At 49.0% G+C, this 20717-nt stretch carries 17 protein-coding genes, 2 tRNA genes and 1 riboswitch; of the genes, 6 read left to right on the top strand and 13 right to left on the bottom strand.

Going from position 1 to position 20717, the window contains the following annotated elements:
- Positions 1-52: 52 nt before the first annotated feature.
- From ACIFQM_RS01350 to ACIFQM_RS01360, 3 genes are all read right to left on the bottom strand, one after another.
- Positions 53-141, bottom strand: a tRNA-Ser gene (locus tag ACIFQM_RS01350).
- 1 nt (position 142) lies between these two features.
- Positions 143-218: transfer RNA gene (locus tag ACIFQM_RS01355), tRNA-Asn, on the bottom strand.
- Between the two features lie 44 nt (positions 219-262).
- Positions 263-775, bottom strand: a complete 513-nt coding sequence (locus ACIFQM_RS01360; protein ID WP_430039423.1) for a SprT family protein — start codon at positions 773-775, stop codon at positions 263-265.
- Between the two features lie 160 nt (positions 776-935).
- On the opposite strand from ACIFQM_RS01360, the gene cmpA reads away from it, so the two are divergent.
- Complete coding sequence (gene cmpA, locus ACIFQM_RS01365) at positions 936-1070, top strand: cortex morphogenetic protein CmpA (protein ID WP_430039422.1); 135 nt, start codon at positions 936-938, stop codon at positions 1068-1070.
- A gap of 101 nt (positions 1071-1171) precedes the next feature.
- On the opposite strand, the gene ACIFQM_RS01370 is transcribed toward cmpA, so the two are convergent.
- From ACIFQM_RS01370 to ACIFQM_RS01395, 6 genes are all read right to left on the bottom strand, one after another.
- Positions 1172-3394: a Tex family protein gene (locus tag ACIFQM_RS01370; protein ID WP_430039419.1), complete on the bottom strand. Its 2223-nt coding sequence runs from the start codon at positions 3392-3394 to the stop codon at positions 1172-1174.
- Positions 3395-3575: 181 nt separating this feature from the next.
- Positions 3576-3926 carry a type II toxin-antitoxin system PemK/MazF family toxin gene (locus ACIFQM_RS01375; RefSeq protein WP_007429335.1) on the bottom strand — a complete coding sequence of 117 codons (351 nt, stop codon included), beginning with the start codon at positions 3924-3926 and terminating at the stop codon, positions 3576-3578.
- Between the two features lie 6 nt (positions 3927-3932).
- Positions 3933-4214: a CopG family ribbon-helix-helix protein gene (locus tag ACIFQM_RS01380; protein WP_007429334.1), complete on the bottom strand. Its 282-nt coding sequence runs from the start codon at positions 4212-4214 to the stop codon at positions 3933-3935.
- Between the two features lie 296 nt (positions 4215-4510).
- Entirely contained in the window at positions 4511-5707 is a 1197-nt protein-coding gene (alr, locus tag ACIFQM_RS01385; protein WP_430039417.1) for an alanine racemase, read from the bottom strand.
- A 262-nt stretch (positions 5708-5969) separates the two neighbouring features.
- Positions 5970-7169: a LolA family protein gene (locus ACIFQM_RS01390; protein ID WP_430064916.1), complete on the bottom strand. Its 1200-nt coding sequence runs from the start codon at positions 7167-7169 to the stop codon at positions 5970-5972.
- A gap of 98 nt (positions 7170-7267) precedes the next feature.
- Positions 7268-8020 carry an HAD-IIB family hydrolase gene (locus ACIFQM_RS01395; protein ID WP_430039412.1) on the bottom strand — a complete coding sequence of 251 codons (753 nt, stop codon included), beginning with the start codon at positions 8018-8020 and terminating at the stop codon, positions 7268-7270.
- Between the two features lie 220 nt (positions 8021-8240).
- Here ACIFQM_RS01395 and ACIFQM_RS01400 point away from each other — a divergent pair, with 220 nt between their 5' ends.
- From ACIFQM_RS01400 to ACIFQM_RS01410, 3 genes are all read left to right on the top strand, one after another.
- Entirely contained in the window at positions 8241-8648 is a 408-nt protein-coding gene (locus ACIFQM_RS01400) for a Crp/Fnr family transcriptional regulator (RefSeq protein WP_430039409.1), read from the top strand.
- Positions 8649-8992: 344 nt separating this feature from the next.
- Entirely contained in the window at positions 8993-9988 is a 996-nt protein-coding gene (locus ACIFQM_RS01405; protein ID WP_430039406.1) for an ABC transporter substrate-binding protein, read from the top strand.
- 113 nt (positions 9989-10101) lie between these two features.
- The gene (locus tag ACIFQM_RS01410) at positions 10102-11859 is read left to right on the top strand and encodes a helix-turn-helix domain-containing protein (RefSeq protein ID WP_430039403.1); all 1758 of its coding nucleotides are present in this window, start codon (positions 10102-10104) and stop codon (positions 11857-11859) included.
- A 26-nt stretch (positions 11860-11885) separates the two neighbouring features.
- On the opposite strand, the gene ACIFQM_RS01415 is transcribed toward ACIFQM_RS01410, so the two are convergent.
- Positions 11886-13517: a formate--tetrahydrofolate ligase gene (locus ACIFQM_RS01415; protein ID WP_430039400.1), complete on the bottom strand. Its 1632-nt coding sequence runs from the start codon at positions 13515-13517 to the stop codon at positions 11886-11888.
- A gap of 265 nt (positions 13518-13782) precedes the next feature.
- Complete coding sequence (locus tag ACIFQM_RS01420; RefSeq protein ID WP_430039397.1) at positions 13783-14286, bottom strand: DUF6933 domain-containing protein; 504 nt, start codon at positions 14284-14286, stop codon at positions 13783-13785.
- Positions 14287-14822: 536 nt separating this feature from the next.
- Positions 14823-14967, top strand: a riboswitch (FMN riboswitch).
- A 172-nt stretch (positions 14968-15139) separates the two neighbouring features.
- On the opposite strand from ACIFQM_RS01420, the gene ACIFQM_RS01425 reads away from it, so the two are divergent.
- Together ACIFQM_RS01425 and ACIFQM_RS01430 are read left to right on the top strand one after the other, a co-directional pair.
- Positions 15140-16090 carry a DMT family transporter gene (locus ACIFQM_RS01425; RefSeq protein WP_430039393.1) on the top strand — a complete coding sequence of 317 codons (951 nt, stop codon included), beginning with the start codon at positions 15140-15142 and terminating at the stop codon, positions 16088-16090.
- A 238-nt stretch (positions 16091-16328) separates the two neighbouring features.
- On the top strand, positions 16329-18359 hold the full coding sequence (locus tag ACIFQM_RS01430) for a methyl-accepting chemotaxis protein (protein ID WP_430039391.1): 2031 nt from the start codon (positions 16329-16331) through the stop codon (positions 18357-18359).
- A 113-nt stretch (positions 18360-18472) separates the two neighbouring features.
- Here ACIFQM_RS01430 and ACIFQM_RS01435 read toward each other — a convergent pair whose 3' ends face one another.
- Positions 18473-19954 carry a carboxylesterase/lipase family protein gene (locus ACIFQM_RS01435; RefSeq protein ID WP_430039389.1) on the bottom strand — a complete coding sequence of 494 codons (1482 nt, stop codon included), beginning with the start codon at positions 19952-19954 and terminating at the stop codon, positions 18473-18475.
- A gap of 153 nt (positions 19955-20107) precedes the next feature.
- The gene (locus ACIFQM_RS01440; RefSeq protein WP_430039387.1) at positions 20108-20671 is read right to left on the bottom strand and encodes a GbsR/MarR family transcriptional regulator; all 564 of its coding nucleotides are present in this window, start codon (positions 20669-20671) and stop codon (positions 20108-20110) included.
- Positions 20672-20717 lie beyond the last annotated feature (46 nt).

Below are 20717 nucleotides of genomic sequence, written 5' to 3' on the forward strand. Positions count from 1 at the left end.
GCAAGCATCATCCGATGCATACAAGCGTCCTTTTTCTGATTTGAAAAACCAACGGAGAGAGAGGGATTCGAACCCTCGCACCGCTTTCGCAGCCTAACCCCTTAGCAGAGGGTCCCCTTATAGCCACTTGGGTACCTCTCCATGGCTCCCCGAACAGGACTCGAACCTGTGACAACTCGATTAACAGTCGAGTGCTCTACCAACTGAGCTATCAGGGAACATTGCTGTAAATGTTCATACAGTATATTTAATTTACCATGATTCAGGGGGTTCCGTCAAGTGCCAGCAGACGAAGCTTACCTCCGCATTTGCCGCAGCGGTAACGCTGGGGGTTCATTTTACGCTTCCGCAAGTATTCCTGACTACATGAGGCGCACACCAGCTTGTAGCGATAGGGCTGCGGCTTCCGTTCCGCTCTCCCCGGCAGAGTTTGACAATGCCTGCTCCCTCCTACACGAGCCAACCATGCTTTGAAATCCGCATCTCGGTGCTGGTAGCCCATCCCGCGCAAATGCAAATGATAATGGCACAGCTCATGCTTAATAATTTTTTCCACCTCGGGCCGCCCGTAGGCTGCAAGCTGATGCGGATTAATTTCAATATGATGGCTTTTCATAAAATATCGACCGCCTGTGGAAGACAGTCGCGAATTAAAGCTGGCACGATGGCGAAACGGTACGCCAAAACTCTCCATTGAAATGTGCTCCACCCATTTCTGAAGCTCTTCATCGCTCATGGTATGGTTCATGGAATTGCTTATGGACTTGGACTCCATCCTTCCCCAATCCCCTCCTTTGCTCCATACTGCCAAGCATATTACAAAATAGCGTCCAAAGTCTAACCCTCAATTCATAAGCCATCCAATTGGTAAGCACACTTTAGGCACCCACCCCATATGCTAAACATACAGAAGTAACGCAGAGGAGGAGATTGGCTTGCCTCAATGGCTCAGCAACCAGCTTATGCGGGCCTTTTACAAAAAGGACCGGCGCCAGATCAAACTGTTGAATGACTGTTGGTTTTTTTATCATAAAGCACCGGGTGTAGAGTATGATGCCAACAATGGGTAGAGCTTCTGGACAGTAAAAAAATGAAAGCCGGAGTCTCCGAAGTGGTTCGGAAATTCCGGTCTTTGTTATACCCTAAGGCGATTATACGGATTTGTAGAGTATTATGCCTGCGACTGCGCCTCTGCCGGAGCTTTCATCGTCAGACCGACTCTGCCTTTTTTTAAGTCAACATTCAGTACCCACACGGTTACGTTATCACCAACGGATACGACATCCATCGGATGCTTAACGAAGCCGCTGCGCAGCTGTGAAATATGAACCAATCCATCACTCTTGATGCCGATATCGACAAATGCGCCAAAATCGATCACATTGCGGACAGTTCCCTGAAGCTCCATGCCCGGTGCCAGATCCTCGATCTTGAGCACATCCTTGCGGAATACAGGCAACGGCAGTTCGTCACGCGGGTCGCGACCCGGACGCTGGAGGCTGTCCAGAATATCCTTCAATGTCGGCACGCCAACTTCCAGCTTCGCGGCCAGCTCGTCAATGTTGGACACGTTCAGCGCTTCCGTCACAGCCTTGGTGCCCAGATCGTGGGCACTGATCCCCAGTTCAGCCAACAGGCGGTCAACGACGACGTACGATTCAGGGTGAATCGGTGTACGGTCCAGCGGATTTTCTCCACCCGGTATACGGATAAAGCCAACCGATTGCTCGTAGGTTTTCGCGCCAAGACGCGGTACCTTTTGCAACTGACGACGGTTGTTGAATTTGCCGTTTTCCTCACGGTATTTCACGATATTTTTGGCAATCGTCGCGTTAATGCCCGCTACATAGGACAGCAATGCCGAGGAAGCGGTATTCACATCCACACCGACATGGTTAACTGCCGATTCTACGACATCCTTCAAGCTTTCATCCAAATGCTTTTGTGACACATCATGCTGGTATTGGCCTACACCAATGGCCTTCGGCTCAATCTTGACCAACTCAGCCAGCGGGTCCTGCACACGACGTGCAATGGATGCCGCGCTGCGCTCAGCTACGTCCAGATCCGGGAACTCCTCCTGCGCCAGCTTGGAGGCGGAATAAACACTTGCGCCTGCCTCATTGACGATCAGGTACGCCAAGCTGCTGTCACCAATGTCTGCAATGACTTCAGCTACGAATTGCTCCGTTTCACGCGAAGCCGTTCCGTTACCGATGACGATCAGCTCAATGCTGTATTGGGCAATGAGCTGCTTGAATTTCTCGGCAGCCTCACGCTTCTTGTTGTTCGGCGGTGTCGGATACGTCACTGCCACTTCCAGCAGCTTGCCCGTATCATCTACGACCGCCAGCTTGCAGCCTGTCCGAAACGCCGGATCGACACCGAGCACACGGCGGCCCTTGATCGGAGCCTGTAACAGCAGGCTGCGCAAATTGCCGGCAAAGATAGAGATGGCCTGCTGCTCACCCTTCTCTGTCATTTCAGCGCGCACCTCACGCTCAATAGAGGGTGCGATGAGCCTTTTATATGCATCCTCAATGACGTTGCGCAGCAGCTCTTCCACGACGGATGAGCCTTTAATCACTTGACCTGCGACGTAATTGTGAATCGAATCGGACGCTACCTCCAGTCCGACCTTGAGAATGCCCTCACGCTCTCCGCGATTAATCGCCAAAATACGATGAGGCGGCATTTTCTTAGCCAGCTCACGATAGCTATAGTAGTTCTCGTAGACAGACTCTTGCTCTACATCCTTCGCTTCGGAGGTCAGCATGCCGTGGTCTAGCGTATATCGACGCACCCATTGGCGAATAGCCGCATCATCCGCTATATTTTCCGCTAAAATGTCCAAGGCTCCTTGTATTGCCGCCTCAGCGCTGTCCACTCCCAGTTCCACATTCACATAGGACTCGGCTTCTTTCAGAGCATCGCCCTGCGTCGACTGGCTCCAGATCCAGATGGACAACGGCTCCAGCCCCCGTTCCTTCGCCACACTCGCGCGGGTTTTGCGCTTTTGCCGATATGGACGGTACAGGTCCTCCACTTCCTGAAGCTTAACCGCAGCAGTGATGGCAGCCTGAAGGTCATCTGTCAGCTTGCCCTGCTCATCAATAATGCGAATGACCTCTACCTTGCGGTCCTCCAAATTACGTAAATACAGCACACGATCTTCAATTTCACGCAGCTGATTTTCATCCAGTTCCCCAGTCATTTCCTTACGGTATCGTGCGATAAAAGGAATCGTATTCCCTTCATCCAGCAAACTGATCGTCGTCCGGATTTGCTTGAGTGCCAGCGACAGCTCTCTCGCCACTTGTTTGACAATCCGCTCCTGGCGTTCTGCTTCGTTCGGCTCCTGCCGGATTTCCGTCTTCGTTTCCTCGTTAGACAAAGCTATCCCTTCTTCCTTACAACTCTTGTCTTTCATCATGTCTTTCATTATCACAAAAAAAGAATCAAAGCGCCAGCACGTAACGATGAGGCCAGGCCCAGCCTGCATTTTTCATCGGACACGCAAAAGGACAGCGCCCACGCGCTGCCCTTTTCCCGTTTCACTCGTCGTTCCAAAAATGCTAAAAATCAATCAAACCAAGACTGATTTGTAGCGAATCGCTCACTTTGCGCATGGTTTCTTCATCCAAATGGGTGATTTTGTCGGTAAGCCTTTGCTTGTCAATCGTCCGAATTTGCTCCAGAAGAACGACAGAATCGCGATCAAAGCCATGCGTCGCCGCGTCGATTTCCACGTGTGTGGGTAGCTTCGCCTTTTGAATCTGGGCGGTGATGGCCGCCACAATCACGGTGGGACTGAACCGATTGCCGATATCATTTTGGATGATCAGCACAGGTCTGACGCCACCTTGCTCGGAACCGACTACGGGTGAAAGGTCTGCAAAAAAAACGTCGCCGCGCTTTACGATCAATATGGATTACACCCCGCTAACTGTACGGCCCAAGGTGCTGTTTGCATCTTCCTCCGCATGAAAGGCTTCGGAGGCCATGGTCAGGTTAATTTTAGCCATCTCCATATAACCACGCTGCATGGCTTCACGAATGTAACGTTTCTTACGTTCGCCCACATACAGCTTCATGGCCTGCCTGATAAATTCACTGCGGTTGGAATTTTCCATGGCTACGATCCCGTCCACTTCCTGCAAGAGATGATCCGGCAAACTGATCATTATTCTTTTGGTGTTCTGCAAATTGGCCAACTTCTCTTCCACCCCCAAAACCTTGTCGCCATTGTACCATTATAACGTTATTCCCGGTAATTTATTCAAAACGGAATACAAGAGAATGTATATGATATTCGTATATCATCTATGCTGTATTCCATTATAAACTACGCAGTTCGTTTTCGTACAGGCGTTTGATCCCCGAAATACAAGTGTCAGCGGAGCCTGATGCGTCGTTTTGACAGTTACAGCGCTCTTTTCTTTCCTTTGTACATAATTTCGGGACGTTCTGCGAAAACTCCTGCTTTTATCCGGTAATTTGCGTCATGAAATTAATCCCAGCGGGTTGGAAGAAGCGAATTCACTCGAACGACAGGGATATTTCCCCGTGTATAAACACGCGGCACCCTGTGTGCGATCATGCAGATCACCTCATAGTGGATGGTACCCAGCTTGGATGCCAGCTCATCCGCCGCAATCGTTTCGCCGGACTGCTGGCCGATGAGAACAACCTCTTCGCCGATTTGAATTTCTTCCGCATCCTCTGCGAAAGATTGTAAGGATACCATACACTGGTCCATGCAAATGGTGCCGAGCACCGGGACGCGGCGGCCGCGTATCAACACTTCGATGTTCCCACTCAGCATGCGGGAGTATCCATCCGCGTAGCCAATCGGCAGTGTGCCAATTCGCTCTTCGTCGGAGGTCACGTACCGGGTGCCATAGCTAACCCCCCAGCAGGGAGGGAGCGTCTTGGTATAAACCACTGCCGTTTTCAATGACAATACAGGCAGTAGCTCAATGGCTTGCCGGTTAACCTCATCGGACGGATACAGGCCGTATATACTGATGCCAATCCGCACCATATTGGGGGAAAGCGCAGGGGTATCAATGGTGGTCGCGCTGTTGCCCGTATGTATAATGGGAATGGTGATGCCTTGTTCCCTTAGCGCCTCCGCCACGCCCTGAAACCGATTATACTGTTGCAGTGTATAGCTTTTGTCTTGTTCATCCGCGCGGGCAAAATGGGTGTACATGCCTTCCAGCAGCACTTGCTCCAACTGGTGAGTCTGCCGGACAAAGGCAACCGCCTCTTCTCCAGGCAGCAGGCCCAGTCGTCCCATGCCACTGTCTATTTTGATGTGCACCTTCAGCTTGCGTTCGCTTCCTTTGCGGTCCAGTCTACGGATACCCTCCAGCACTTCTTCACTGAACACAGTCAGTGTAATATCCTGCTCCCAAGCCGTCTGCACAGCTTCGGGCAGGGTATAGCCGAGTACAAGGATAGGCAGTCTGATCCCCGCCTGCCGAAGCTCCAGGGCCTCGTCCAGAAAAGCGACGCTCAAGTAATCCGCACCAAGGCGTTCCAATTCCTTGGATATCTCCACGGCACCGTGTCCGTAGGCATTAGCCTTGACACAAGCCAGCAACAGCTTATCCGCTGGCAATGCCTTACGGAAAGTCTCATAGTTGGCGCCAAGGTGATCCAGGTTGATCTCGGCCCGGGTCGATCTGTATTGTGCTTGCAAAATCCAGTCACCTTCTTCAATTGTTAGCCTGTAACATAGCCTCTTACCATTCGGAATGGACAAAATCCTTACTTCCAAAGGTTAATGGTAATGTTCAGAAACGTGGCTGTCAATGGCAGATGGCGTTTGTCAGCATCCTCCACAAAGAACATGACTCCCAAGCGAGAAGTGCACCCTCCTAGACCTTGGATGAATAAAAGACGGATACGGGCGGAAGCAGAGTAAAATACACTCTAAACCGTCTGCATCCGTCTATAAAGTTTTATTTACCCGATTGATCCTGTATAGAAGCGGCAATTTGTATCATTTCGCTCACAGGCAGGTCAGCACTGGTAATACGGAACTCTATACCGTCATTCATCCACGTCATCGTCTGCTGCTCGCTTCCCGCCAGAACGGCAAAGCTTCCTCCAATATCGACCAGTTCACCCGCAGCCAATGATACGGCCCGATCCTTCGGACGCGCCTCCACAATCGTATAGTTATACGTTCCACTATACCGCAGCATCACCGCATGTGTACCATTATCCTCCAGTTCTGGCGTATCCTTGATCTGTACTCCGGCTGGCGTATAGGACGGTTCGATCAAGCCGAATTCACCCATTACCGCTTCAGCAGCATCCGTGCCTGTGGATGTCCCTGTGGCTGCATCTGATGCACCCGGGGTTTGCTGCTGCGTCTCTGTGTTGCCCGCTGTATCCGGCTTGGCCTCCGTATCCGTGCTGGACATTACACCTGTCATACCATCAATCGTATCTGTAGGATCTAGTTGCCCGCTGGAATCCACTGCTCCGGCTGAAGGCGTTCCTTCATTTCCCTTGCCTGTTTTTCCAGAAGCCATATTACGCTCCATATCAAAAGAGTCCTTGTCGAACTTCGTATCAAACGCAAATTGATCAAATTTCAGATCCACAACTACCTTGGCGTTCGCATCAGATACCTGTACCTGAGTGGGTGCATAGTTATTTTTGGACAGCCATATTTTTTGCCTTACCAGCGCGTGGCTGTTGTAGTTTGCCGCTACATCGAATACATAGGATTTATCGTCCGAAGCCAGCTGACGTGATGCATCGCCGATAATACTGCGAACCAGCGTTTCATACAAATATACCTGGCCCTGGTTGTTCGGCCAATCGCTTTTAAAGCGGAAGCTCTTATTCAGACTGGGCGTCAATACGAATACACCCTCATCATTTCGCAACACGATCTGAGTAACATCCTTTTTCTCGTTCGTCATGGCAATTCGGTAATAGGAGGGCTTGCGGTAGGAAATGTCCACCTTGTACTCCTGCGGCGTGTCGCCGGTATGCAGCGTCATCAAAGCTGTACCGTGGTAGCTGTTCAGGTCACTCACCACGTCACTCAAATCCTTAACCACATCGTCCGCGCTCTTCTTGCCGCACCCGGCCAGCAGCAGCGTTACACACATGACCATGGCAAGCATCCATGAAATCCGGCGCATATCATCAACCCCTTCAGCACATGTTTTAAATGAATTAGTACATGTCTATGAAGGACTTGTTCAATTTATGCAGACTGGCATGACAAGCTTAAACGTAGCTATTGCATTTCCTCCATCAACTCGATTACTTTTCTTATGATTAGCTCTTCTTCGTGACTAACCTTTTCTGTGGCCAACTGTGAAAGGTCTACATGCTCTCCCACACATACGGAATGGAGGGCATGTTTGAACATTTCCACATCGTTGGCATCATTACCAAATGCAATAAATCGTTGCGGCTCTACACCTAATTGTTGCAGGCCCGTCCATTTATTCACGCCTTTAGGACTGATATCTATAATATCTTCTTGCCCATGTCTATATGTAATGACGGGTAGCTGCTGAAGCTCTTCTATGAATAGCTGCGTATGAAGGCTGCGCAATATGACCACTTTTACGATCTCATTCAACTCATCTAAATGTATATTTTTGGCTCGCAGCTCAGGGTCCACATTCCGCCGAATAGGATGCTCGCTATCTCCTGAATAAACATAATCCCAACGGCCATCCATTAAATAATCTGCCTCGAATTTCTTGATTAGCTTGATGATATCGTCAGCTGTGTGTGGGTCAAAATGAATGGTTGAAATGATTTTCCCATCCTTGGAAACAAACGCGCCATTCCCGCCAACCATTGGAAAATACTGCATATGAAGCGGCAACACAGGCAACAAATCACGGATCGGTCTAGCGGATGCAAAGATAATTTCATGGCCTCTTTTTACAAGTGCGTCTAGAGCCTGTACTATCGCTTCACTCAAAGGCTTGCCGTGAAAACAAATGGTTCCATCTAAATCAAAAACAAATTTCACTGTGATCAACCTCCTCCTTTTTCCCTATCGTAGCAGTTCCCTGTATAATGAAAAGGACCGATGTCCAAAAAGGAGAAGACGATGAAATCCACTCAAGAGCAAGCTCTCATCGAATATTACATCTCACAATTTAATCTCACTCAAATATTTTCCTCCCCTGAAGCTCTTCCGATTCAGCTTCGTGTGTATGAACGCAATGAGTTTGTTTTAAAGGAGGGAGATGAATTGGACGGAATTTATTTTCAAGTGGAGGGTCGAACAAATCAACAAACGTTTCATTGAAACCAATCTAATGCAGAATCACAGATTTAAGAATGAGCTGTTAAAGCATCTCTCATATAAGCTCCTGACCTGTACAACCGCTTCACGAATAAATCTATTAGCTTCTGTAGAAGAGCGTTTGGCAAGCTATCTATTAACAACACAACTTCAGAATGAGTTTGGAAAAGAAATTCAGACACCGCATATACCTGAAATAGCTTCGCTGATCGGCACAACTGCCCGACATGTCAACCGTGTCATTCAAAAGCTATCTGACGACAATATCCTGCGTAAAGAACAGAAAAAAATCACGGTTTTGGATTGGGATCGTTTGGACGAGCTGTCAAATGGACTGCGATATGAATAAAGGACTGACGGTCTTCCGCCAGTCCTTTATATTGTAATGCTATAAAATCTTTTGTAGTACTATAGAAAAGCCTAGTAAAACATATGTAAGAAACAGTCCCATCTCAAAAGCCTCTTTCATTAAGAATGTATAAAAAAATAGGCGGTATCTTTATAGCTATATTAGTTGAGATAAAGATGTACATACGGCACAAAGGCGAACGCGATGAATCTGCCTTTGTACAAAATCGAATTGCGTGACCAAGTTTGTCCATTGAGTATTGGAGGTGCATCGCTTATCATTGCTTCTGTGATAATAGTTCTCATTCACAAAATAGTGAAGCCATCAATCATACGGAGGTTAACATGATTCATAAGAAATCCACTCGTCAATATACCAGCCTGCTCATCCTGCTCTCTCTTATGGCAGCGCTGCTGCTGGGATGCGGCACCCCGGAGAAACCTGCTGCAAGCAGTAACACAACAGCACCCACAGCAGGAACGACAGCAACTACCAAGACTCCAGTAGCTGCTACAATACGCTCTTATACAGACTATATGGGGCACACGGTAAACATCCCCACGACTCCACAACGCATTGCCTATTTCGGTGAAAACTATGGCGATCTGTTGGTTTTGGGTGTACAGGCTGTAGGCACATCCACTTCCATGATTGAGGGCAAGGTATATGAGAAGCAGGTTCAGAATGTAGCCGATCTGGGATTTCCGATTGATTTGGAAAAAGCATTGACGCTACAGCCTGACCTGATCATTACAGGCAATACAGACGAAAAGCAGTATGTAGCTCTGAGCAAAATCGCGCCTACGATTGTATTCGACACCTTCGCTCCGCTGAACGAGCGATTGCTGCACCTCGGAGAAATCGTAAACAAGAAAAAAGGTGCCGAGGATTGGCTTGCACAGTACAAAATCAAGGAAACCGAGATGTGGAGCAAGCTGCATGCCAACGGCGTCAAACCGGGAGAAACAGCTACGGTCTTCACCTACTATCCCGGTGATCGCTTGTTCGTGATGGGAAAGACAGGGCTGTCACAGATATTGTACGAAAAGAATGGCCTCAAGCCTACGGCCCCTGTCCAGAAAGTGCTGGATGAAGACCAAGGATTTGTGCAAATTTCACCTGAAGTGATCGGACAATACGCCGGAGATCGGATTTTCATACTCAATACCCCAATTGCTGAAGCCAAGCAATCTACTGAGCAGTTGATGAATAGCAAGCTGTGGCTCCAGCTTCCTGCCGTCAAGCAGGGACATGTGTACGCTCAGGATATTGGCAAGACCGAAAGTGATGCCACCACTCGGGAATGGTTGCTGGAGGAATTACCCAAGCTGATCAAATAAGAATGGGGAAGCATATCGACACTTGTTGATGTGCTTCTTTTTTGTTCATCCAAAAGGAGGTATACTTATGTACATATGATAACGATTCTCAATAAAAGGAGTGTTACACAGTCATGCAGCCTCAATCGCCCGTCTGTCCTCCCTCGCCCAGCTCGTTGCTTTTTCACTTTAAGGGGATTGAGTGGGTTCGGAAGCCTGCTGAAGTGCAGTCCTCCAGCCCTTCAGCATCTGCATTTACATCTTATTCACATGTGGTTCCATATCACTGCCTGCTTATGTTCATTGAAGGCACAGGTATGGTGGACATTGGACCGGAGCAGTATCTATTCCATGCGGGTCACGGGTATTGGCTGACTCCCGGTGATTCCTATCGGATCGCTCCCCTGAATGGAACTGTACCCGAATACTACAAGCTCATGTTCGAGGTCATCGTCATGTCATCGGAATCAGGATCAGACACGGTTCTGGCTGAAAATACAAATAGTACTTTTTCCATATATAAGGGTCCCCTCCTACCGGGGTCACGTGAGCATATCGTTACCTCTTCTTCCAAGTCCATTCGGTTGGCTGGAGAGCTATTCCATAGCGCCCATCAACCGGTACACCTGCATAATGGCATTTCTGAATTGAGGCAGCAAATTCTCTTTCAGGAGCTACTGCTATTGTGGCAGGAGTCGCATGTCAATATGGAGTATAAAGATCATTCTTGCCCGGCGTTGCCAGCATCAGTCGAGGGCACCATTACCTACATGGAGAAACACTATGAAAAGCCAATTACCGTCAAGCAGCTTGCCGAACACGCGAATGTTTCCATATGGCAATACTCGCAAATGTTTCGCAAAAGGACAGGAAAAAAGCCGCTGCATTACCTCACTGAGCTGCGCTTGAATCATGCCAAGCGGCTGCTGCGGGAATGCAAACGGCCTTTACGTGAAATTGCCCGTCAGGTTGGTTTCTCTGACGAATATTATTTTAACCGACGCTTTCGGCAAATGACCGGGATTCCACCGGGGCAGTATGCGCTTAACGTTCCCTGTTCTGTCCGCGTTAAGGATTGGACAGGCCACTATATCCATATTCCACGCCGCTCCAGCCGCATCATTTATCATGGGGAAACGATGGGTGATCTGTTCGCACTGGGGGCCAAAGCTATCGGCGGAAGTCTACGATTCAGTGAATACAGCGTCTATAAACATCGTCTAGCGAACGTTGCCGATGTCGGTCTTCCACTCGATACTCGCTTGACCCGTGCTCTCGATCCCGATCTGATTATCATCGCTAATTCGGATGAACAGGAATATGAGCGCATTGCCGGGATTGCGCCTACCGTCACCTTCAACTCCTTCGCCACGCTGGAGGAACGTCTGCGGACGCTCGGCTCCTGGCTTGGCAAGGAGCGCAACGCCGAACAATGGCTGTCTGCCTTCGCCGCCCGCAATCTGAGCATGTGGCAGCAGCTTGGCACAGAGATTACAGCCGGAGAAACGGCCTCCGTCTTCATCTTCGATCATGGTAATCGTCTATTTGTGATGGGGATGTCCGGCTTCGCGGCGGCTCTTTACCACCCGCAGGGCTTCCAGCCTGTGGAGCCGATCCAAAAGATACTCGACGAAGGACATGGCTTCGCGGAAATCGAGCCAAACCAGCTCCCCGATTACGCCGGGAACCGTATTTTTATGCTCATACCCACAGCCTCGGACTCCAAACGTACGCTGGAACGTATGCTGAACAGCACTCTCTGGCGCAGCCTGCCCGCTGTGCGTCAAGGCCGGGTGTATTTCGTAGAAGCAGACCGCTGGAATTGGAACGATGCCATGACCCGGCAAAAGCTGCTCACCGAACTGCCCAAGCTGCTCGGTGCTTCTTCTTAAAGCGCCGAGCATTTTTCGCAATAAAACTACATCAAGCCCTGAATGCTCCCATCCGGCTCCAGCGACATATGCTCAGCTGCCGGGGTTTTAGGCAGACCGGGCATGGTCATGGTGCTGCCTGTTTCCACGACCACAAAGCCTGCTCCTGCGGACAATGACACTCTGGACACGTGGATCGTGAAGCCCTCCGGTGCACCTAACAGAGACGGCTGATCTGAAAAGGAATACGGCGTTTTGGCCATGCATACAGGCAGTTGCCCGAAGCCAAGCTGCTCCATACCGGACAACGCTCGTTTAGCCGCTGGAGTATATACTACCTCTGCCGCACCATAAAGCTCCTTCGCAATGACACTAATTTTCGCTTGCAGATCAAGCGTATGATCATACAACGGTGCAAAATGAGCCTTGTCCTCTTGGAGCAGATGTAGCAGACTTTGGGCCAGCTTTTCTCCCCCTTGGCTTCCCTGTGCCCACACCTGCGATAGCTCTGCGGGTACACCCAGCTTGCCACACTCCGCAAAAATCAGTTCCAATTCGGCTTCGCTATCTGTTACAAAATGGTTGACAGCTACCAGTACAGGCACGCCGAATTTTTGCAAATTCCGTACATGCCGATTCATATTGGCTAATCCAAGCTGTAATTGCGCCAGATTTTCCGCGTCCAGCTCATTTTTAGCTACACCGCCGTTATATTTCAGCGCTTTGGCGGTTACAACCAACACAGCCGCATCTGGCTGCAAACCGGACTGACGGCATTTGATATCAAAAAACTTTTCTGCCCCCAGCTCAGCCCCAAATCCGGCCTCCGTCACGACAACCTCCCCTAGCTTCAATGCCAGCTTCGTACCGATCAGACTGCTGCATCCGTGCGCAATATTGGCAAAAGGCCCACCATGCACAATGACGGGCGTTCCTTCCAGCGTTTGCACCAGATTCGGCTTTAACGCTTCCCGAAGCAGCACAGCCATGCCTTCTACTGCTTGCAAATCCTCCGCCGTTACCGTTTCGCCCGCTTCATTATATCCGATGACCATTCGACCCAAGCGCACTTTGAGATCGTTGATATTCTCGCTCAGGCACAATACCGCCATCACTTCCGAGGCTGAGGTAATCAGAAATCCGCTCTCTCTCACTGCTCCATTACCTGTTCCCAATCCGGTTACTATACTTCGCAAACTCCGGTCATTCATATCTACAGCTCGTTTCCACATGATTCGTTCCGGCTTCAAGCGCAAAGCATTGCCATGAAACAAATGATTGTCAATCATCGCTGCCAGCAAATTATGCGCAGCCGAAATCGCGTGAATATCACCCGTAAAATGCAGATTAATATCCTCGGCCGGAACGATCTGGGCTTTTCCTCCCCCGGTTGCTCCTCCTTTCATGCCAAAGCAGGGGCCAAGTGACGGCTCTCGCAGCGCAGCTATGGTCTTGTGCCCCAGCGCATTCAGCGCCTGCGACAGTCCAATGGTGGTTAGCGTTTTGCCTTCTCCCGCAGGAGTCGGATTCATTGCTGTGACCAGCACCAGCTTTCCATTCGGATAGTCCTTCACCTGCTCCCACAGAGACGGATTCAGCTTCGCTTTATATTTTCCATACGTCTCCAAATGCTCTTCTTCGATTCCTGCTTCCTTGGCTACCTCAATAATTCGTTTCATGCTCGTTATGTACCCCCTGTTTTTAAGTCTGACCGATGGTGTCAAACACTGTATCGTTTTATTTTACCAAAGTGTAACGCTTTTTGCGCTGTGATTCATTTCATCGCAAGCTTTGCTTTCCTGTGAGTTGTAAAAAAAAAAGCATCCCCCGCCCAGATGGACTTTGGTGGATACTCACAGCTTAGGATTTCATCGTCACAGGACCATAGCCCTGGGATAACAGATCATTAATATGTAAGCGATTATAAAAAAACAGTAGATTCCCTTAAACATTCTCTAGTTTATAATGCTTTTCCAAAGCTTCTTTAAAAGCATCGACCGGATACTGGTATTGAACCGTTTTTAACACAATCCGGTTATTGCATTGGTTTTTTTCCAACTCGCATCCATGCTCCATATCCAGTTCCTTCATGACAAAAATAATCTCATCCAAGGCTACCATCACACTATAGCTGTTCGTCGTAGTAGCCAGCATCTGTGCGCCTTCCTGTGTGTACGCCTCTACAATTTGTTCATCAAAACCCTCACTGAGCATGAGCTCCTTCAAGGCTTGGACAAAAAGAGTTGGTAGATTTTTGTACTGCGCCTTTTTGATTCCGAACAGTGTGACACTCAAGCGGGATGCATCATGCATAAACACAATATTTTTTCTTCGATTAAGCAAAAACAAGTTGGCATGCCAACTATTCAAAGGCGGATAAATATCAACCTGTAGTGGTTCGACATCCCATTCCTTCAGCAGTTTTTGTGTTCCTCGTATGACAAACATCGTTGCTCTCCTTTATGACGGTCCTGTGCCGTAGCTCATGTTTCGATCATGTCCAAGCTTTCGTATAAGGCATGTCCCGGATATCATAACACTGTATTCCATATATCGGATTGTAAACTCTTTCAGTATAATATAGGAAGGTGGCGAATTTCCAGTAATTTGATTACAGCTTATGCTGGGTATGGAGAAAAAAATCTACTTCAGTGAAGGTTGCCGAGATGCTGGATGCCGATCCGCATATTTTGCCAGAAGAACATGCAAAGCTGCTATCCAGGATTCATCAGAAGACAAGCGAAGCAATTGAGCTGATTAGAAGCTTCCTTTGCGCTTGTGCAGATCGGCTTTGCCGTGCTGGGAATGCTCGTAGCTTATGCGGCCATCCACCGCATCGAGTACAAAGTTATTACCTTGTAATATGTCATTTTGTAAAACGCTTTCAAGAAATAAATGAAAACCACTGCTCGATGTACACATATTTTTCACTGGACTTCATTCTAAAACAGGTATATCCTATAGGAGAAATTAAAAAACGGAATAAGGATCTTCGGGGTAGGGTGTGATTCCCAACCGGCGGTATGGCTCATGGAGCTAAGCCCGCGACTCTGTATCTGGCAACAAGATACGGACTGATTTGGTGAGATGCCAAAGCCGACGGTAAAGTCCGGATGGAAGAAGATCGAAGCATGAACATGCCGCAAAGTGAATGAATGCTGTGTTATTGGTTATGCAGCAACTTCATTTAACTTGCATAAAGCGGCAAGTTTATTTGATCAACCCCCGTCTTGCATGGCTTATCGCCATGGACGGGGGTTTTTGTGCCACCGGTCCTGTATTCGCAAGGAGCTAATTGAGTATGAGTCAATCATCAACTGTACTAACATCCAAAGGTTTTGATCGTAGCTCCCACATGAAAAGCGGTTTTTGGCTAGTCGCGATTGGAGCAGCCTTGTGGGGCGCGGACCCGCTATTTCGCATTATTTTGCTTAAATCATTTACCTCTACACAAATTGTGCTGATGGAGCATGTGCTGCTCTTTATCGCCCTGGCACCAGTGCTATGGAAGCATCGCGAGGAGCTTAAGGCGGTACGGCTTCGTCAGATTTTGGCTATCTTGTTCGTCTCGTGGGGCGGTTCTGCTCTGGCCAGTGTGATTTTCACGATGGCACTTAGCAACGGTGATCTTAACGCTGTACTGCTGCTCCAAAAGCTTCAGCCGTTAGTCGCTATTATTCTGGCCCGCGTTATATTGAAGGAAATGCTGCCGCGTAATTTTGGAATATTAATTGTCGTCGCTCTGTTGGGGACGTATCTGCTTACTTTCGGCTGGTCGCTCCCTTTTGGACATGTTCATGATTTCGTCCACGTCGGCAGCCTGCTTGCACTAGGAGCAGCGGTCCTGTGGGGCGGTTCGACAGTGATGGGAAGCTACTTGCTTCGTTCGATGAAATATGAGACGGTGACCTCCCTGCGCTTCATGGCGGCTCTCCCACTGCTGATCGTTCTCACCTCTGTGGAGCATGCACCCTGGAATATGCCTGCTGGCACATGGGCGGGCGCAGCCGTGATTATCAATCTGTTACTGCAGGCGCTGCTCCCCGGTCTTCTCAGCCTGTTACTGTATTACAAGGGCCTCAGTACGACCAAGGCATCTTATGCCACGATGGCAGAACTAAGCTTCCCGATGGTCGGCGTTGTAATTAACTGGATCGCTTTCCAGCAGATCGTCACAGTAGCGCAATTGACTGGCTTTATGCTTATCTGGATTACACTCTTTATGATTTCTCGTCAGCAAAAAAACGAATAGGTTCAATGTCCATTTTATCCCTCACCCAAGCCAAATCGAGAAGATGCTTTTGCATCTCCGATTTGGCTTTTTATGTATAATTATTTATATATATTATGATACTTTAGAACTATTTTTAGAAAAAAACGTACAAAACAAGCAGCTATTTATCTTTTCCCATAGATTACATCTATAAAATCCATCGGTTTTTGTCGAATAAAACAATGTAGTGATTATCAGACACAGAGGAGTAACAACTATGACTAATAAAGCAAAACAAACAGTTCCATGGTGGAGCAGGTTTCTCAAACAGTTCTATTTAATGCGGACAAAATTGATTGTATCTTTTTTGGCGGTGCTATTGATTCCAAGCGCTCTTATTGGATACTTTTCGTATCAGGGGGCCACAACGCAACTCACTCAGCAAGTGGCTGGTTCTGTGTACACGAATCTGTATCTGATCCGCAGCAATGTCAATCAGTATGTATCGCCCATTATGAAGGACCTGGACGTGTTTGCCACTGAAATCGAATCCAATTCCCTTGTTTCCAACCAGGAGGCCCTTCAGGCAAAATTGGATGTCATCGTCAAAGCCCATCCCGAGTTGGATGGCGCGTACCTCGGCAATACGAAAGGAGAATACGTTCGTTCGCCGAAAAAATCGACCGATTATGATCCCAAGGAGAGACCGTGGTACAAAAATGCGATGCTGCAAAAGGGTAAAGTATCCGTTGGTGCTCCAATTGTGAGCCCTACGACAGGAAATCTGGCGCTTGCTGTATCAAGAACGCTGGAGGATGGTCAAGGAGCTATTGCGTTGAGTTTGAATCTGGACAAAATGAATGAAAACCTCCAGTCTGTTAAGATTGGCGAACGCGGGGGACTTTTTATTGTCGATTCTAATCATAAAATTGTATCTGGAACTGGAGCAGCCTTTAACAATTCAGGCAAAAAACCGGCAGACACCATTGAGGGACTTCCCGAAGTAGAGAAAACCGCTCAAAATGATACCCCTTCCATATTACAAATGAAATTTATGAATAGAGATATGCTGGCCTTTACACTCAAGGACCCTGTCACCGGGTGGAACATTATCGCACTATCGGATATGGAGGATTACAGTGATGCTACCCAACCGATTTTGAAGCAAAGTCTGATTGTGATTATTATTTCCATACTGGTCGCTGCTGTTATCATCTTTCTCATGATTCGCTCTTTCCTGATCCCGCTGCGCAAGCTGCAAGCAGGAACACGTATCGTCCGTGACGGCAACCTTACCGCACGGGTCAATCTGTCCGGCAAGGATGAATTCAGTGAGCTTGCGCAAAATTTTGACCAGATGACACATGCATTGCATACGATGGTTTCCGAGGTCAACCAGACGTCATCACGACTCGCGTCCTCCTCCCTGATGATCAAGGAAAGTACGGAGCAAACGACGGAATCCGTACAGCATGTAGCGGAAACGGTTATGGAATCCGCAGAAAATGCCACCACCAGTGCAGAGGCATCCGAACAAACAGCCAATGCCGTTGAGGAAATGGCCAAGGGCGTCAGCACTATTGCGGAATCAGCAAGCTCTATTGTGGATTCGGTAGGACAGACTGAGCATGACGTAGCCAAAGGCAGCCAAATGATCGGCAGCGTACGCACACAGATGGACCGTATTTTGGAAGCTGTGACGCAAACCGCCAGCCTGATGGATGAGCTGTCACAGCTCTCTGACGATGCGAAGCAGATGAATAGCGCGATTGCTGCCATTGCCAAGCAAACCAACCTGCTGTCGCTGAACGCGTCAATCGAAGCCTCCAGAGCAGGCGAAGCCGGGCGTGGATTCGCCGTAGTAGCCATCGAGGTTCGCAAGCTATCGGAGCAATCCAAGGAAAGCGCGGATTCCATCAGCCAGATCATTACACAGATGCTGGATCTGATCCAGCGTTCCACGGCTACGATGAACGGTAATGTTCGTAACCAGGTGGGTGAGGGACTGCGTATTAGCCAAGATGCAGAAGGTGCCTTCACGAATATTGAGCGCTCCACATCTCATATTGTGGAACAGATTCAAAGCGTGTCCGCAGCCGCTGAACAAATTTCGGCCAGTACGGAGGAAGTTTCGGCTACTGTTACCCATCTGGCAAGCCTGTCCCGCAATTCGGCGGATAGCTCACAGACGACTTCCGCAGCCGTTCAAGAGCAAATGGCTGCGATGGAAGAAATCGCTTCTTCCTCTCAGGAGCTGTCCAATATGGCGCAGGATTTGCAAGATCTGGTGAAGCGATTCAAGATTTAGTTCCTTCAATACATCTGCACCTGTTCAACCTAAAAAAGCCTTCGTCCGTATACAAAAATGCGGGCGGAGGCTTTTAGTATGTTAGGTTATTGGATGGCATCTCAATAATTGGCTCAGATCCTCATCTGTCCGGTCAACTGGCGGCGTTTTTCCCCTTCCGGGTCATGCTGCACCGAGATGCCTTGATGAAAAATGGTCGTAGCACGCGATTCCCTGTCGTATACCGTCCATTCCCCTTCCGGCAGCACAGGCTTTCCGTCACGTGCAAAAGCAACCCATGCCTGCTGCATATCGTGAGCCAGTGTCCGCATAGAGGGATGAACGTCCAACCCCAGCTTGCCTAGCAGCTCCAGATTATCAAAAACAAACGCAATTTCCGCGCCGTGAACCGCTTGTCCGAATACAGGATGTCCCGGCAGCGTCCAGTCAAAACGGTACATCCACACCGAGGCATACACTGCTTGTGCAACCGCTAGAGCCAGCGCAGGCCGCCAGAAGAACAGATCGGTCAGCATCTGCGCTTGCCCCTCAATCGTAACAGGGAAAGGTTCCGTCAAATCGCCAACATCTGACATGCCCGTCATCATTTCCAAGGCCTGACTCGCCATTGACTTGTTCATCAGATGGGATTCCTTGCGAATAAAATAGGCACCCTCGTGCAAATTCGTTCCGATCAGAACGGATACCTGCTTGGCTGATCCTTTGGCAATCGCAGATAAGGGTACTTCTGGTAAGGTCACACCATCCACAACGGGTTGATAAAGCATCGCCAGCCCCGAGCCGATCATTTCATGCGTCTTGGCCATGGCAAGCATGAGCGCTTCCGTCGGTAGCGTAAACAATCGTTCCGGATGCAGGGTGTCCACCCCCAACTGCTGGAGATATGCAGCCGTGACTTGCTCCGCCTGTGAAGTCGGCAGCACCTGCGATGCTCCGCTTTGTAAAATAGCACGCTGGAACAGGCCCTCAGCGGCTGGCATGGCCAACAACGCGGCAATGCTCATGGCGCCCGCCGATTCACCGAACACCGTCACCTCGTCCGGGTTACCGCCAAATGCGGCAATATGGTCCCTGACCCATTCCAGCGCAGCAATCTGATCCAGCAGCCCTGCATTAGAGGTCAGTCCGTCACCCCGCGGAGTCAGGTGCAAAAAGCCCAACGGCCCGAGCCGATAATTGAGCGTAACGACGACAACATCGCCATTTTCCGCCATCCGTGCCCCGTCATATAATGGAATCATTCCCGATCCTGTTACAAAAGCTCCGCCATGAATCCACACCATCACCGGACGTCCCCTCGCAGGTGCCTCCGAAGCGGGCACCCAGACGTTCAGGTACAAGCAGTCCTCTGACTGCTCAGGCGGTTCCACCAGATTCCCGGTCATACTCTCAGCAGATGGCATAGGCTGCGGACAGATCGGTCCAAAGCTCGTCGCATCCCGCACTTCTTCCCAAGGCTTCAAAGGCTGAGGCGCGTGAAAACGCAATTCTCCCACAGGAGGCTGTGCATATGGGATGCCTTTCCATACATGATATCCATTCACCGTTTCCCCACGAAGCTGACCCAGGCGGGTATGTATTGTAATACTCTCCATAATGAAGCCTCCTTTAACTCTATTATACCCTTAGGCAGGGCCAAACCAAAATCGAACAAAACAAATCCAAAGTTTACAAAGCCAAACACAAAAAAACGCCGGGAACGCTTTTTACGCTCCGGCATTTTTATGGAAAGAAAAGAGGATAAACGATTAATCACGAACCTCTTCCTTCGGGATTAGCTTGTATATTTCTTCGCTTTCCATCGAATCAATCAGTCGGTCCAGCCACTTGTAATAGGCAACAGCCTGCTTCATTTTCAAACGATCCTGCTGGAGAACAGCCTTAAATTCCTCATATTCCCCGCCCTGCTCCAGCAATCTGTTCAGCTCCTCAATGGCCTTGCGCAGCACCAGCAAATTCGTTTCAACCGCTTTTCTCCATTTAATAGCAAAGAAGTCTGTGAACGTTTGATGCCAGTCATATTCGACTTCATACAAATCCTTGCGCGAGCCTTTACTCCACACCTTGTTGACCATTTTCAGATCCAACAGCGTTCGGACTCCAGTACTCATGCTCGTTTTGCTCATTTCCATTTCACGGCCCATTTCGTCCAGCGTCATCGGTTTATCCGCAAAAAAAAGCAAACCGTACAAATGCCCCGCAGACAGGGTGATCCCATACAAATCCATATTTTTACCTATAGCTTCAATGACACGTTTGCGAATTTTTTGCAGCGAAGCCTGCTGCTCATCACCTAACTGGTACAAGCTCATGCTTGCATCCTCCTAATTTTAGAGCATTTTGCCTAAGATCGTATGA

It is taken from the genome of Paenibacillus sp. NRS-1782 (genome assembly GCF_050467685.1).
Taxonomy (GTDB): Bacteria; Bacillota; Bacilli; order Paenibacillales; family Paenibacillaceae; genus Paenibacillus; species Paenibacillus terrae_A.

Excerpts from the sequence above, each read along its gene's own strand:
- ACIFQM_RS01360 (WP_430039423.1), bottom strand. The coding sequence starts at position 775 with ATGGAGTCCAAGTCCATAAGCAATTCCATGAACCATACCATGAGCGAT.
- ACIFQM_RS01390 (WP_430064916.1), bottom strand. The coding sequence starts at position 7,169 with ATGCGCCGGATTTCATGGATGCTTGCCATGGTCATGTGTGTAACGCTG.
- ACIFQM_RS01400 (WP_430039409.1), top strand. The coding sequence starts at position 8,241 with ATGAATTGGACGGAATTTATTTTCAAGTGGAGGGTCGAACAAATCAAC.
- ACIFQM_RS01405 (WP_430039406.1), top strand. The coding sequence starts at position 8,993 with ATGATTCATAAGAAATCCACTCGTCAATATACCAGCCTGCTCATCCTG.
- ACIFQM_RS01410 (WP_430039403.1), top strand. The coding sequence starts at position 10,102 with ATGCAGCCTCAATCGCCCGTCTGTCCTCCCTCGCCCAGCTCGTTGCTT.
- ACIFQM_RS01415 (WP_430039400.1), bottom strand. The coding sequence starts at position 13,517 with ATGAAACGAATTATTGAGGTAGCCAAGGAAGCAGGAATCGAAGAAGAG.
- ACIFQM_RS01420 (WP_430039397.1), bottom strand. The coding sequence starts at position 14,286 with ATGTTTGTCATACGAGGAACACAAAAACTGCTGAAGGAATGGGATGTC.
- ACIFQM_RS01425 (WP_430039393.1), top strand. The coding sequence starts at position 15,140 with ATGAGTCAATCATCAACTGTACTAACATCCAAAGGTTTTGATCGTAGC.
- ACIFQM_RS01430 (WP_430039391.1), top strand. The coding sequence starts at position 16,329 with ATGACTAATAAAGCAAAACAAACAGTTCCATGGTGGAGCAGGTTTCTC.
- ACIFQM_RS01435 (WP_430039389.1), bottom strand. The coding sequence starts at position 19,954 with ATGGAGAGTATTACAATACATACCCGCCTGGGTCAGCTTCGTGGGGAA.
- ACIFQM_RS01440 (WP_430039387.1), bottom strand. The coding sequence starts at position 20,671 with ATGAGCTTGTACCAGTTAGGTGATGAGCAGCAGGCTTCGCTGCAAAAA.